Consider the following 14,176-nt stretch of genomic DNA (forward strand, 5'->3'; position numbering starts at 1 on the left):
GCTAGAACCTCTTCATCCATCTTTCCAACCTAAAGGCTGTAAGCGGAACCCGCAGCGGGCGGCTTCGCCATGTTGCACCTGCCGATGGCGCACCTTCCTGGTGGGCCTTATCGCTGGACGTCGGCGGATCGTGGCTCGGACCATTCTGGCTGGTCCGCTCCCCACGGGCGACCGATCCACCTGTAGCGTTTCGAGCCACCGCTGATGCTGATCGCGGGTGCGGCACAGGTGACGGTTCCTTCCGGCGTTTCCGCGTTCACGGTTCTGATCACGTTTGGGCCGGCTTCGGTTGGCGGGGAATGAGGCTGGGCGAGTAGCTCTTGTGCGACACGGGCCAGTGAAATGTCGACAGTCCACCCGTGCCCGTCGAGGTGGCGCCGTCGAAGTGATGACATGATCCCGGCGGCAAGTAGGTACCCGGCGGAATGATCCAGAGCTTGGGCTGGCAAAGCACCTGGCCTGCCCGTGCCGTCTGCGTGGATCTGGGCAATGCCGCTGGCTGCTTGGACGATACTGTCGAATCCTCGACGCTCGGCCCAGGGTCCGCTGGCTATGTCAACCCAACTGGGACCCACCTGGGCAATCTAAGCGGGACCCGGAGTCTGATCACCACGAGTGATACTGGTGTATGCGCGTAGAGATTCTTCATATTGATGAGTGCCCGAATTGGGTCGAGGCGGGGACGCGGGTTGAGTCGGCGCTGACCGAGTTGGGTCGAGTCGATGTCGAGGTGACGTATCGTCTGCTGACAGATAGCGTCCAGGCCGCGGCGGTCCCGTTTGCAGGCTCGCCGACGATCCTTCTCGATGGTGTGGATGCGTTCCCGTCGGATGGACGAACCTCCGATCTGGCGTGCCGGGTCTATCGCATTGACACCGGTTTCGCTGGCGTTCCCTCTGTCGCGCAGCTCGTCGAGGCGATCCAGAACCACGCCTGACCCTGGGCTCGTTCCCGCGCCAGGGATGCCACTATCAGCCGCTGATCGTTGCTGTCGCGGCTCGTTGTTTCTGCGTGTGGGCGAGCCGGTAGGAGTCGGTGCCGGTTTCGATGATGGTGCCGTTGAACGTCAGTCGGTCGACGATCGCCGCGCAGAGCCGCGGATCCGTGAAGGTCTTCGTCCAACCGGAGAACGACTCGTTTGATGCGATCGCGATTGAATTGTTCTCCTCCCTCTCGGTCAGGACTTGAAAGAGGAGTTCCGCGCCTCTTCGGTCGAGTTCCATGTAGCCCAGTTCGTCGATCATGAGCAGGTCGACCCTTCCGTAACGGGCGATGGTCCGGGCGAGGTTCTTCTCGTCGGCGGCTTCGACGAGTTCGTTCACGAGCCGGGTTGCGAGCGTGTATTTGACCCGGAACCCTTTCTCTGCCGCCGCGGTGCCGAGGGCGATGAGTAGGTGCGACTTGCCGGTGCCCGAGTCACCGATGAGACAGAGCGGCTGGCCTCGTCGAACCCAGTCGCCGGTAGCAAGGGTGTTGATCGTGGCCGGATTGATGTTCGAGTTGGCGTCAAAGTCGAAGTCCCCAAGCCACTTATCCCGAGGGAACCCCGCCGCCTTGACGCGGCGAACGGAGGAGCGCCGGTCGCGGTCGTCGCACTCCGCCAACAGCAGCTCCGCCAGGAACCCTTGATAGGAGAGCTGCTCTTTCTGCGCAGTGGTCGTGGCTTCCTCGACGACCGCACGAATTGTCGGAAGGCGAAGCCGCCGACAGGCCTGATCGATGGCTGCATTCGCGGCTTCCTCGGTGAGGCCTCGCCTTCTCCGCAGGGTGGTGGTGATGGTTGTCATAGTGGTCATGAACCTGTTCCCTTCTTGACGCTGGGCTCTGTGTCGGGTGTCGTTCGATCGGGCATGCGGAGCAGCTGGTCGTAAGCGGCAACGGATGGCAAGGGCCTGGTGTCGGCCGGAAGGCCGGCAATAACGGCGGCCGGGTCCGCGAGACGGCGCTGAGTAAGACTGACCACTCGCCGCTCCGGACCACGAGCTTGATCGGCGAGGTGACGGTCCAACCCGGACCCACCCAAGGCTTCGTGGCGTCGGGCCTCGACCGCGACGACATCGGCGGTGACGGCGCCGACCGTCAGTGCGGCGGTCATGCCGGCGACAACGTCCTGAGCAGCCATCGAACGGTGCAGCAGCAAAACGTCGATCAGGGCTCGGGTGCCACCGGCATCACCATCGGTCTTCCGTGCCGCGGCCCAGAACGCTTCATGAGCTGAGGTGAAGTGACCGGTCGCCCTGGCGTGAGCGAGAGCGGTCGAACCGGGGAAAGCGCCGGGCTTGCGCTGGAGGACCTCGAGGTAATGGTCGAGATTCACGCTCTGCCCGTGCAGTGCGACCACCCGAGGATGCCTGGCAATCACGGTTCGGCCATCAAAGATGACTACTTCCGATGCGCGGAGCGACACCCTCACAGTGCGGCCGATGAACCGGGCCGGGACAGAATACGACGCCATTCGCACCCGGACCAGACTCGACCGGCTCACCCGAGGCGTCAACGACAGGCCCGGCTCGAACCGCTCCGCCGTGATCGGTGCCAGCAGCTCCCGCTCAAGAGCGAAGTCCTGAGCCACTGTGCGGATGCGGTCGCCGATCCTGCGGTTCTCGTCGTCGAGATCCCACTGACGGACCTTCTGATTCAGTTCGGCGAGGGTGTCCACAACGGGCATGGGTGAGAGGTGGGTGCGGCGGAACCGGCCGACGTCACCCTCGATGCCGCCCTTCTCATGAGCGCCCTCGATCCCGGGGTGGCAGTAAAACGCATCGAATCCATAGTGTGAGCGGAACAGGACCCACCGTTGGTTCTCGGTGCGCTGCCGGCCGGTGCCGTAGATGACCTTCACGACGGCGTCGGTGAGATTGTCGTAGCGGATGTGCCGGGTCGGGATCCCGCCGATGTCCTCGAACGCGTCGATGTGGCCCTCGAGGAACGCTTCCTGCGCTTGCGTCGGATAGATCCGGTGGATCGCCTTCCCCGAGTGCGAGAGGCGGAAGGCGAACATGTGGCATTTCGTTTTCACCCCAGCGAGCACCACCCAGACCTCGCCGAAATCGACCTCTGCTTCCGCGCCAGGCGCGTGCTCCTGCGGGACGAACACCTCGGGCAACCGGCCCGCCTCGACATCTATTTCCGGCCGACGACGGCGAACATAGTCACGGACCGTCGAATACGACAGCTCGGTCGCGTCGTGCTCTTCCGCAAGGCGGGCGAAGATCCGTCTCGCCGTGTGCCGCTGCTTCTTGGGTCCGTCGAGGTCCTGGCGGAGCATCTCGTCGATCGCCGGTTTGAATACGTCCAACCGAGGTGCGGTTCGCACCCTCGGTTTCCGGGCCGGCGGTTCCGCCTGCGCCAGGGCCTGCCGCACCGTCGGCCGCCCGACTCCGTGTCTTCGGGCCAGCTCCCTGATCGAGAGGCCCTCCACGCGCGCATCACGTCTGATCCGCGCGAACAACTCCATCCGAAACTCCATCCGAAACCTCCACCTTGAGCAACGAAAACACGTTGCAACAACGGTGGAGGTGGGTCCGGCTTAGATTGCCCCAGACACCCCGAAACAGCCGAAGTGGGTCCCGCTTAGATTGCCCTGGTGGGTCCGAATAACACTGCCATAGTCAGTCCGCTTTGCCCCCACGCGCTCACCCGGTCGATAACGAGCCCTGGATGGCGGTTGTGGAGTTCGGCTGGGGACAGGCCGAACAGGTCGAGGCTGTTCGGCCTGTATCCCATGACAATAACGTCGGCGTCCGTTAGTAGCTGTTCGAGGCGGTCTCGATCTGGTTTGTAGCCGAGGTCAAGAAGCGCGGAACGCTTCCCTTGCCCGGTATCGAGATATTGCCAGGAGAGCTCCGGCATGCCAGGGCTATCGATGCGAAGGACGTCTGCGCCGAAGAACGCGAGGCTGCGAGTGGCCACCGGACCGGCTATCACCCGGGTCAAGTCGAGCACCCGGACGCCCTGCAGTGGCGCGTAGCTGTCGGCCAACCCCAGGCTATGGCGGCCCGAGCCTCCTGCCTGCTGCACCAGGCTGATGAAGGGATCCGCTTCCAGGGTTTGGGCTTGAGGATGTCCTCTCCAACTGCTCGGGCTGCGAACCGCGCTTATGACCGCACCAGAGTCTGCGGCTTCATCCTCCAAATCGAGGGCGCTGCGGCGCGAAATCGCATGAGCGACAGTCTCGGCTGTGACGGAATCGTCCAATCTCAGAAGTGTGCGCAAAGCCGCTTCGTGGTGGGGGTAGTTGGCGTGAGTGCGAACCCAGCCATCGCTCGAGGCGAAGAATCCGGACAGGGGCGCCCACGCTGGCGCGGGGCTCCCGTTCCACCGGAAGAGTTGGTCGCTCCGGTAGGTGCCGGCGACGAGTTGCGGCGCAATGCTCACCTGCGGAACTTCGCTCGCCCTCGGGTCGCGCACTCCCGTGCGGACAAGGTGCAGCAACGAGGCCATGAGCATGGTCGCCGCGATGCTGTCTGCGGCAAGATCCGCGACAGGCAGCGGCGACGATAGCGGCACCGGCCCAGCTGAATGAACGCGATTGGTGAGTTCCGGAAGTTCCGCGGAATCGGAGAGAAACGTGCTGAGGAAGGTGCCCATCAGGTGCCTCCCACGCCCTCGACCGTTCACACATGGGCGTGAAGTCAGGCGATCATCGGTGGCCCCCACTTTATCCCCACGGTGAGGTCATGAGGCCGAGCAATCATGGGACGGAATCAAAACGGGGGGGAAAGGCGGCGATAGGCAAGTCGAGGAACCCTCGACGAAACGGGCTGCGAGACGTGAAAGCTGCAATCGCCCCGGTCCGCGACTGGTTGCGGATGAGGTGGGATCACGTTGGTGAAGTTGACCGCCTATTGGGAATCGGCAAGCAGCTGATACATGAGATGGTCTTGCCACCGGCCCGCTATTTTCAGGTATTGAGGAGCCGATCCGTAGCGCGCGAAACCGGCACGTTCAAGCACCCGTTGTGAGCGCACGTTGGGGATCAGCGTCTCAGCCTGAACCCTGTGCAGCCCCAACTCTTCGAATGCAAGCGCAGTCATTGCTCGAACTGCGTCGGTGGCATAGCCATGTCCGTTGCTCTCTTGGGCGACCCAGTAACCCATGTTGCACGATTGGAAGGCCCCGTAGGTGATCCCACTAAACGTGATCCGACCAACAACCTGCGAATCCTCGTCGAGAATCACGTGCGGTAAGGCCTCGCCACGGCTGTGCCAAGCGAGCGCTTTTTCGACCTCCGCCTGTTGGCCTGCGACGGTAAAGAAGGGGTCCGCGCGGACTGGGTCCCACGGAGCGAAGAAGAGCCGGCCGGTGAGCTGAAGGCCGGCAAGGCGCTCCACATCCGTCACGGAAATGAGTCGAGTAGTAGCAGGCATAAGGAAAGGGTCCCATATACGCCGCGGATGGATCCGAGCCCGTATGCCGGACCCCTATCGAGACAAATTCCTGCCCCAGCAATGCGGTCGCCTGGTCGGGCGCACTTGTGTCACATGGGAACGCTGAATGGGACACTGCTTAGGTGATAACAGAACATGCCCTCTTACCCGTGATTCCCGGTCGTGAAATTGAATTCGAGCTCGCCTTTGCCGATGCGCGGTCCATCATCTCGTCAATGCCCGGGTGCCGTAGCCTGACGCTGTCGCGTTCGATCGAGTCTCCGAGCACATACCTATTGCTCGTTGAGTGGGAGCGACTCGACGACCACACGATCGGCTTCAGGCAATCCGCGCAGTACCAAGAATGGCGCGCCCTACTGCACCATTTCTACGAACCGTTCCCCTTGGTCGAGCATTTCCAGACCGTCCCGTAGATCGAACCCTATCTGGGATCCTTTTTGACTGAATCCCGTGACTGGCAATGTGGTTCGAGGTGCGTATGCCGATCGGCTTACGGGCACCGACGGGCCATTGCTCCACTCGGTGTCTTAGGTCTTCCGTATCATCAGCACATGGCTCAATGCACAGCTCCAAGAGAAGGCCACCGCACAGCAAGCGGTCGCGCGAATTGCCCTGCATGCTCGTCCGGCTATGGGCGTTCTTCATACTCGCCGCCTCGGTCGCACTCGTCCGACGCCACACCGGCCGCGCCTGTGCGTAGGAGTGGGAGCTTGTCGGGCAGTAGCGGGGGCGGGGGACGTGGTGTCGCCCGTCCGGCTTGGCAGCCCAGCGGGTCGACTGCCTCGTACACGCAACAGCAGGTGCGCGACCTGGAGTCTGTCCGCGCGGCGACTGTCATACGGACTCAGGTGAATGACGTGTTCCTCTGTCACGCCTGGCCCGACCGTCAGGCGGCCGCGAATGACGTCTACGAGTTGCTCCTCGGAAAAGACGTGTCGGTGTGGTTCAGTGAGGTAAGCCTGCGACCTGGCACGGACATGCGAGTAGCCATCGACCGTGGACTGGTCAGTTCGCGCATGGGGATTGTGCTGGTGACGCCCGCAATGCTCGACAAGCTGCGTACCGACCGCAGCATTGCGAGCAACGAGCTCAGCGCTCTGCTGCGCCGGAGCCTCTTAGTGCCGGTCATGCACGGGGTGACGTTCGAGGAGCTCGACCAGGTCACCCCGACACTCGCGTCGCGTGGTGGATTCAGTACGGCCGAAGAGCCCATGGAAGACATCGTCGTCAAGATTGCCGAGCTCGTCGGAATCGTTACGGAGGAAGAGGCCGACGAACTCAGCATAAAGTCGGCCGCCAAATAGCGCTGAGTGGCAAGCCTCTACGACGCCTCGATGGCCCAACCAGCAACAACCCGATGAACCAGCGCCAATGCTTCCCGGCCAGTTAACGACATCAGCGTCGTGCCCGTAAGCGGGACCCCTATCGAGACAAATACTTGCCCCAGCAATGCGGTCGCCTGGTCGGGCACACTTGTGTCACATGGGAACCTCTACCGGTCACGCGCATTCCTCAGCGGGACATGACCCCGGAAGGCTCAGGCCTTACGAGCCGCCACAGAGAACATCAGCGGCACCCTCTCGCGATTCGAGGCCAAAGCAAATCCGGCCGGCGTCTCTACGAGTGGGGGCAACGGCTTCCAGGGCATAGCGGCCCGTCCACCCTCGCAGGCCGTCCAGGTGCGAGTGTGGTCGACCACGTGGTGCCCGCGGAGGTTCCTTGGCCGTCCCCAGCCTGATCAATCCGTGCGACGTTCGGCTCGCGGCCTCAAGCGTCGTTCGGTCAAGGCATTGACGGCTGGGAGGCTCAGCGCGTGACCGCGCCGTGCCTCCACGCCGTCAGGTCGCCGGGACGCGACCTCCGGGGTCAGGCGGCCATTGCCCCGTAACGCTTGTGGCCCTTGACGTCGTAGCGGTCGAGCATCATGATCTTCGACCAGACGCGGATGAATTCGCGGACGAACCGTTCTTGCCCGTCGCTGCCCGCGTAGGCGTCGGCGATCGACCGTAGTTGCGCGTTCGAGCCGAATACCAGGTCATTCCGGGAGGCCCTCCAGCGAGCCTCGCCGGTCACCTGAACCCGACCAGTGAAGGTCATCGCGGTCTCGTCGTCCTTCGTCCAGATGAGGTCGGTGTCGGTCAGATTCACGAGGAAGTCGGTCGTCAGGGCTCCGACGTGATCCGTGAGCACACCCACGTCGGACCCGTCCCAGTTGCTGCCGAGCACGCGGAGCCCGGCGTGCAGGACGGTCCACTCCGGTGCGGTGAGAGTGAACAGGTTAGCCTTGTCGAGGAATACCGCCTCGGGCGCGACGCCCGGAGCAAACTCTTCGAAGCGCTCGGACACGAAGTTGCGGAACCCGTCCGCAATGGGTCGCAGCCACTCGAACATCTCGATGTCGGTCAACTCCTGCGTCGTGTCGACACGGCCTGGCGTAAACGGCACGCTGGCGTCAGATCCTGCCGCCCGTGCCGCCTGCTCCACGGCGGCGCTGCCGGCGAGGACGATGAGGTCGGCGAGAGACACCTTCCGTCCGCCCGACGTCGCCGTGAAAGCCGCCTGCACGTTCCGCAGCGCGTCGATGACTGGGACGGTGCGTCGGTTGACCGCCCAGTCTTTCTGCGGCGACAATGCCAGGCGGGCACCGTTCGCCCCTCCGCGCTTGTCGCTGTCGCGGTAGGTCGAGGCGGCGGAGAACGCCGTGTAGACGAGGTCGGACACGGACAGCCCGGTCGCGAGGACGGCTTCCTTGAGCGCTGCCACGTCGGCCTCGTCGAGTGAGGATCCTGCTGCGTCCGGGAGCGGGTCCTGCCAGAGCAGGTCGTCGGCGATGGTGACCTCCGGGCCGAGGTACCGGTGCTTCGGCCCCATGTCGCGGTGCGTGAGCTTGTACCAGGCCTTCGAGAACGCGAGGGTGAACAGATCGAAGTCGGCCAGGAAACGCTCGCATATGGCCCGATACTCCGGGTCGACCTTGAGTGCGATGTCCGAGGTCATCATCATGAGCGGGTTCATCTGACCGGGTACGTGGGCGTCCGGAGTCTTCGGCGCCTCCGGGTCAGTCGGTGTCCACTGCAGCGCGCCGGCCGGGCTTTTCGTCTGCTCGTAGTCGTACGCGAATAGGTTCTCGAGGTAGGTGTTGTCCCACTGTGTCGGGTTCGGAGTCCAGCTGCCCTCGATGCCGTTGGTCGAAGTGTGCTCGGCACTGCCGGTACCCACCGGGTTGTGCCAACCGAGCCCCATCGACTCGATCGGGGCTTTCTCGGGTGACGGTCCAATGTCGGATGCGGGTACCTGGCCGTGGCTCTTACCGAACGCGTGGCCACCGGCGATCAATGCCACCGTTTCCTCGTCGTTCATCGCCATCCGCGTGAACGTGATGCGAATGTCGCGTGCTGAGCCCAGCGGGTCGCCGTTCGAATAGGGCCCCTCAGGGTTGACGTAAATGAGCGCCTGGTGCGACGCGGCCAGGGGGCTCTGCAGGTCGTAGTCCGCGTCGCCGTTCTGACCATGCCAGCGTTCGTCGCGGCTCACCATCTCGTCAGGGCTCGCGACCGCGTGCGGGTTCCAGACCTCCGGGCCCCACCAGGTGCCGTCGTCCGGTTCCCACGCATCGAGTCGTCCACCGCCGAAGCCGTACGTCGGCAGGCCCATCAACTCGAGGGAGCAGTTGCCGGTCAAGACCATCAGGTCGGCCCACGACAGAGCGTTGCCATACTGGTGCTTGATCGGCTGTAGGAGTCGTCGTGATTTGTCGGTGTTGCCGTTGTCCCACCAGCTTCCGATTGGTGCGAACCGCTGCATCGCGGTGCCCGCTCCGCCACGGCCGTCGGCAATTCGGTACGTGCCGGCGGCATGCCACGCCATTCGGATCATCTGTGGACCGTAGTTGCCGTAGTCCGCCGGCCACCAGTCGACCGATGTGGTGAGCAGTCGCTTGATGTCCGACTTGAGCGTCGTGAGGTCGATCGTGGCGAAAGCCGCCGCGTAGTCGAAGTCCGCGCCGAGCGGGTCGGCGTCGACGCCATTCCGGTGGAGAAGCTCAACCCGGAGACGCTGCGGGTACCAACTGTCCAGGGTCGGCGACTGACCGAAGGTGCCACCGAGGTGGTCGCCACCTGCTGGCAGCGCACCGCTCATGTGGAAACTGCATGTGTTGGTCTGGTCGTCAGTGCCCATTGATGCTCCCTGTGTGCTTTAGCTGGATGAGAAACGGTGTCGTCGGGGTCACAATTTAACGATCAGCCGCCGCATCGCCGCAGCGTCGATCTGTGGTGCAGCGATGCTTCGACGCTGCTGTGAGGCGGTGCGTCGCGGGCTGCCGACGTGACGGGAAACCCGATAGAGAGATCGTATTCCCGCAAGGTGTGCGTGGCATGCCAAGAAAGTGACTGACTTCTAGACGGCGGTGGTGCGGTGGCCGAGCGCACGACGGCCAAACCAAATAAAGCCCTGCGCCGATTGCTGCGGTGCGGGCGGTGCGAAGCCCGGTGAAACCGACGCCGGAGGATGGGGGCTGTCGAGAGCTTGATTTCCGCGAATCGTGTGCCGCTCGCGGTGACCTGGGAGCACCCCCGCCAGAGGCTCCTAGTGGGGAACCCCTTACGAGACAGAATGACGATTCTTGCCCGCCCAGCCTGAGGCGGGTCGGTCATCGAGATTGGAAGTGCGAGAGGATGAGGCTTGTGTCCTCTCTCGAAGCCCGCGATGTCTCCGCTTCGATCGATTCAGAGGTGCTGTTGGCGCCCGTATCCCTCATTGTGAGTAGCGGTGAAGCCTTGGCTGTGCAGGGGCGGAACGGTTCCGGCAAGACGACCCTTCTTCGAATCCTCAGTGGCCAGCTTCGTCCGACTGGAGGTCAGGCCTTCATTGACGGTGAGCCGGTCGATGAACGCCATCGCACTATGCGGCGAACCATCTCTGCCCGTATCGGCCTGCCGGCCTTTGCCCGGGAGCTGACCGCTCACGAGCATTTGCGTTTCATCGCGACAACGTGGGGACGACTCGGATCCGCTGCCACTGATGCGGCTGACACCACCATGGCGGCTCTCGGGATCAGTGACCTCCAGAACCGGTTTGTGAACGAGCTCTCGTCGGGACAGACGCAGTTGTTGTCCTTGGCCACGGCTCTCGTGCGTCCTTTCGACGTGTTGATCCTCGACGAACCGGAGCAGCGCCTGGATGCCACACGACGAGCATTGGTGGCATCGGTTGTTCGCACCGAGATCGATCGTGGGGCCACGGTCGTGATCGCGAGCCACAGCACAGACATGATCGAGGCCACCGCGGACCGGTCCGTGTCACTCGCAGAGTCGTGAGCACCTCCACTGACCGTCAGATCCTGGCGCAGTCTCGATCCGTAACCGCATCAAGAGCCGGCCTGCCAACGGCGAGCGACGCCGTCTACACGGTCTACGTCGCGGCACTCATCGTCGCAATCGTCGCGGTGCCAGTCGTGCGATCACTAGTCCTCGGCTTGGCGAGTCCGGAAATCCTTGCCACGATCGTCGCCCCGGATAGCTCCCGGGGTGTGGGCGCAATCGCTGCAATACTGGCAGCCTGCGCGGTCCTGATCGGGCGAACGCGCGGTCCGGTCGTACCGAGTCCGTTCCTCACTGAATTCCTCGCGGGTAGTTACCTCGCCCGCAGCGATACCCTGCGCCGTCCGTTCTTGATCAGCGTCACCGTGCTGGCCTTGGCGGCGGTCACGGTATCTGGAATTGTTATCGGGGCGCGGCTCCTTGGCGGGCCGACAGCGGCCATTCCGGCCGCGCTCATGGTGCTGGGCTCGATCGCGTACTCGGGCGTGCTGGCCGTGCTGTGGCTTGTCGGGCAGAGCTGTCCCCGCCGCATTACGATCCCATTGGCCATTGTCATCCTGGGCAGTGCGGTTGCAGTGGAAACCGGCGTCGACATCGTCCTGCTCGCGACCCCCTGGGGATGGCTTGCCCTGTTGTGGGAATCCCTCGGTCCGGCCGCGCCAGTCCCGTGGTGGCCAGTCATCGCCCTCGCCCTGTCACCATTGGTCTTTCTGGCCGCTCCTGCACTGCTGAATAACCTCCGCAGCCCTGAAATCATGGCGCAAGCCCGCCGCTGGCAGTCAATCGGCACTCTGGTGCAGACCGGCGATATTGCCGGAGCGTCAGGCGCCCTCCGCACCCCACCGACACGAGGGAGGCACTGCCGGATCTCCTTCACCGGGCCACTGCCGATCGCGATTCTGCAGCGCGACCTCGGATCCGCACGGCGGTTCCCCGTGCGGACTACACTCGCTTCTCTGGCTCTCGTCGGAGCAGGGTGGTTGAACGCCCAAACTGCTTCAGCCACTGACGGAATCGACTGGGTCATGGCCCTGGCCGGGGTACTCCTCGCCTACCTCGCCGCCGGCGTGTGGTGCGACGGGCTGCGAAACGCCAACGAGAACGTCGGCCCGTCGTCGCTGTATGGACGGAGCGCCCTGACCATGATCGGCTCCCATGCGCTGCTCCCCGGTCTCGCCTGCCTCCTTCTCGGATCCATAGGTGCCATTGCTGCCGTGCCGGGCGGGGCACCAATCGGTGTCCTGCCGTGGTGGATGCTGGTGTCGGTCTTCATCGCTCTGGTGCGGATTCTGGACTGTGCCAAAGGACCGATGCCCATCGGTCTGCTCCTTCCCGTCGTCACGCCAGCTGGCGACGTGTCCATTCTGAACGTGATCGCGTGGCAAGCCGACGCCCTCATCATCGTGCTCACCACGGCGGGAGGACTGAGCGTGCTTGCCTCAACCGCCGGACCAGAAGCGGCCATATGGCTCACCGCAGGCATCGGAATCGTGGCCGCCCTCGCCGGACGACGCATTCGAGCCCTCGGCAATTGACCAGCTGTCGAGGACCAGCCGCCGACCCACGATGCTCCCGGATGCACAGAAGCCAAACGACTGGGCCCGAGCGCCATCCGTGCCCGTAGCCGGAACCCCTTGCGCACGGGCGAACCCCGCCCGGTAGCTTGATCTGGCAGGCTGCCCAAAGCTAGATTCAGCTCGTTGCGGCTCCCGCCCCTCGCCAGGCGGCCACGACGGACCACCCGAGGAATAGAAACAAGAACACGATGGGAGCAGTCGTGGCCTCCGGTATGAACTGGGCTGTCCCTGCAGCGATCGCGACCAGAACGAAGCCAATCCATGACGGCACCCGAGCGGCCCTATGGCCTGCTACCCACGCAGCATCACTGACCATCGTGGGCGGAATCCTGAGCCCAACGAAACCATTGCGGCGAATCTTTCCCGACGCGGCAAGCTGCGTCACAATGACGACGAGGAACATTGCGGCAGCAATGATGTAGGCGGCGAAATTCGTTTCGTAAGTCATGCTTCAGGGTATCGACACCGCTCAACATCAGCCGGTGTCGCGTAGCTGGGAATCGACTTCGCACGCAAATACCGGCTGCTTGACGGCGATGAGTCCCAGTCCGTTTTCGACAGGCCCGCGAAAGGACCGCTTAAGTCGGCCCAGCAAGTCTCGCCTCACGATGCCGCTCGAGCGCGACACTGGCGTCCGGGCCCCGGCCCGGGCCTCCGAGAGGTCGCGCCGTCAGAGGTGCACATGGCCGCAAGCCGAACCTCCTACGGGACGGGATTTTGAGTGCTTGCCAGCGGGGTCAGGGCCACTTTGGCTAGAATGTGGTGGACGCATACGTGTTCCGGGGGATGCGCCTATCGGGGTGCCTCGTCAGGTTCGATTTCCTGAATCCTCCACCAAGAGCCACTCTTCGCTGCGAAACAGAACGGCTGTATCACCGCCCTGGCAGCGGAACCCCTTGCGGACGCTTCCGCGGTGGTGTGATTCGAATCTCGTCCTTCCCACCGCGGCGGTGCTTCTTCTCTACCCCGACGCGGGATCTCAACTTGCTTTTTCAGACCGCGAATCGAACGGACTACCGCAACGATTGCAGTTGAGTTTCGTACTTCGTTGTTTCGCCCTCAGTCCATACGACGACGACATAGGTGAGGTAGGGCTTCGTCTTGTCCCATTGCATAAAGTAAGAGGGCAGTCCCGAAGCGGTCTCGGAGCGATGATCGTCCCTGGGCTGTGTCCAGCCATTCGCTGCCAGTGCCTGCGAGTAGAAGGCGATGACCTCGCGTTGCTGGTGCGTTGTTGTCCCGGATATGCCGGTGATGGCCACGTCGCCGCCATCGAGGCCGAATTGAACCCGTCCTGGGACATTGTTGATCCGGACATCGGTGCTGCCGGGCTAGGTCAATGCGGCTTCGGGTTGTTTGGCCAGGCTGTCGATGGATTGTCCGGGCACGCAGCCCATCAGCAAGAGCACACACATGCTGGCTGCGGTCACCACGCTCAGAAACCGAGTCGTTCTTCGCATCGTTCTCCCTGCCTGCGGCGTCGCGTTGGTCAATTGGGATACTAGGGCACGGTCGGGTCAGGCGTGTTGCTGTCCGAGTTCGCGGGCGCGTTGTCTGGTTGCATGGTCATGTAGCGCCACTGGCCTCCGGTGTAGATGAGGCGGAGGTGGGCTGTGACTTCACCGGGAACACCGTTCTTGACGTAGTCGAAGGTGATCGGGGTGAGCGTGAAGTCCGCGCCGGCACTGGTTGTGACGTACGTCGTGGCGCCTGTGGGAGTCAAACCTGTGACGCTGCCGCCGCCGGTAGCGCCGATGGTGGCGACGAACTGTTCCCGGGTGAGCCCGTTTCGAAGGCTCGGGTCTCCCAGGTCGTAGAGCGCACCCAGGTCTGTTGCCTTGAGCGCTGTGATGACCGCGGTCAGGGTGGGGCCGGCGTTGTGCGGGGC

The 14,176-nt window shown here is 63.6% G+C and carries 13 protein-coding genes and 1 pseudogene; 5 read left to right on the forward strand and 9 right to left on the reverse strand.

The window, feature by feature from the left end:
• Positions 1–107 precede the first annotated feature (107 nt).
• The gene (locus QN357_RS12985; protein WP_322187950.1) at positions 108–575 is read right to left on the reverse strand and encodes a CoA transferase; all 468 of its coding nucleotides are present in this window, start codon (positions 573–575) and stop codon (positions 108–110) included.
• A gap of 53 nt (positions 576–628) precedes the next feature.
• On the opposite strand from QN357_RS12985, the gene QN357_RS12990 reads away from it, so the two are divergent.
• A complete protein-coding gene (locus tag QN357_RS12990) occupies positions 629–937 on the forward strand; it encodes a thioredoxin family protein (RefSeq protein WP_322187952.1) in 309 nt (102 codons plus the stop codon).
• A gap of 34 nt (positions 938–971) precedes the next feature.
• On the opposite strand, the gene istB is transcribed toward QN357_RS12990, so the two are convergent.
• The 4 genes from istB to QN357_RS13010 form a co-directional block, all read right to left on the reverse strand.
• Positions 972–1,787: an IS21-like element helper ATPase IstB gene (gene istB / locus QN357_RS12995; RefSeq protein ID WP_198413606.1), complete on the reverse strand. Its 816-nt coding sequence runs from the start codon at positions 1,785–1,787 to the stop codon at positions 972–974.
• A gap of 5 nt (positions 1,788–1,792) precedes the next feature.
• A complete protein-coding gene (gene istA / locus QN357_RS13000; RefSeq protein WP_322187954.1) occupies positions 1,793–3,469 on the reverse strand; it encodes an IS21 family transposase in 1,677 nt (558 codons plus the stop codon).
• 104 nt (positions 3,470–3,573) lie between these two features.
• Complete coding sequence (locus tag QN357_RS13005) at positions 3,574–4,590, reverse strand: CoA transferase (RefSeq protein ID WP_323504977.1); 1,017 nt, start codon at positions 4,588–4,590, stop codon at positions 3,574–3,576.
• A 254-nt stretch (positions 4,591–4,844) separates the two neighbouring features.
• Positions 4,845–5,342: a GNAT family protein gene (locus QN357_RS13010; protein ID WP_322135551.1), complete on the reverse strand. Its 498-nt coding sequence runs from the start codon at positions 5,340–5,342 to the stop codon at positions 4,845–4,847.
• Between the two features lie 170 nt (positions 5,343–5,512).
• On the opposite strand from QN357_RS13010, the gene QN357_RS13015 reads away from it, so the two are divergent.
• On the forward strand, positions 5,513–5,803 hold the full coding sequence (locus QN357_RS13015) for an antibiotic biosynthesis monooxygenase (protein WP_322135550.1): 291 nt from the start codon (positions 5,513–5,515) through the stop codon (positions 5,801–5,803).
• Between the two features lie 435 nt (positions 5,804–6,238).
• A complete protein-coding gene (locus QN357_RS13020; protein ID WP_322140465.1) occupies positions 6,239–6,694 on the forward strand; it encodes a toll/interleukin-1 receptor domain-containing protein in 456 nt (151 codons plus the stop codon).
• A 562-nt stretch (positions 6,695–7,256) separates the two neighbouring features.
• Here QN357_RS13020 and katG read toward each other — a convergent pair.
• Complete coding sequence (gene katG / locus QN357_RS13025) at positions 7,257–9,530, reverse strand: catalase/peroxidase HPI (RefSeq protein WP_323504978.1); 2,274 nt, start codon at positions 9,528–9,530, stop codon at positions 7,257–7,259.
• Positions 9,531–10,129: 599 nt separating this feature from the next.
• Here katG and QN357_RS13030 point away from each other — a divergent pair.
• Together QN357_RS13030 and QN357_RS13035 are read left to right on the forward strand one after the other, a co-directional pair.
• A pseudogene (locus tag QN357_RS13030) lies at positions 10,130–10,708 on the forward strand (ABC transporter ATP-binding protein); the annotation flags it as partial.
• Positions 10,705–12,246 carry a hypothetical protein gene (locus QN357_RS13035; RefSeq protein WP_323504980.1) on the forward strand — a complete coding sequence of 514 codons (1,542 nt, stop codon included), beginning with the start codon at positions 10,705–10,707 and terminating at the stop codon, positions 12,244–12,246. The pseudogene QN357_RS13030 and the gene QN357_RS13035, both read left to right, overlap by 4 nt.
• Before the next feature lie 157 nt (positions 12,247–12,403).
• On the opposite strand, the gene QN357_RS13040 is transcribed toward QN357_RS13035, so the two are convergent.
• The 3 genes from QN357_RS13040 to QN357_RS13050 form a co-directional block, all read right to left on the reverse strand.
• The gene (locus QN357_RS13040) at positions 12,404–12,736 is read right to left on the reverse strand and encodes an SdpI family protein (RefSeq protein WP_322135544.1); all 333 of its coding nucleotides are present in this window, start codon (positions 12,734–12,736) and stop codon (positions 12,404–12,406) included.
• A gap of 565 nt (positions 12,737–13,301) precedes the next feature.
• Entirely contained in the window at positions 13,302–13,550 is a 249-nt protein-coding gene (locus QN357_RS13045; RefSeq protein WP_322135543.1) for a hypothetical protein, read from the reverse strand.
• A gap of 239 nt (positions 13,551–13,789) precedes the next feature.
• The coding region (locus QN357_RS13050) for a hypothetical protein (protein ID WP_323504981.1) at positions 13,790–14,176 on the reverse strand (387 nt) is incomplete at its 5' end.

The organism is Cryobacterium sp. RTC2.1, assembly GCF_035018685.1.
GTDB lineage: Bacteria > Actinomycetota > Actinomycetes > Actinomycetales > Microbacteriaceae > Cryobacterium > Cryobacterium glucosi.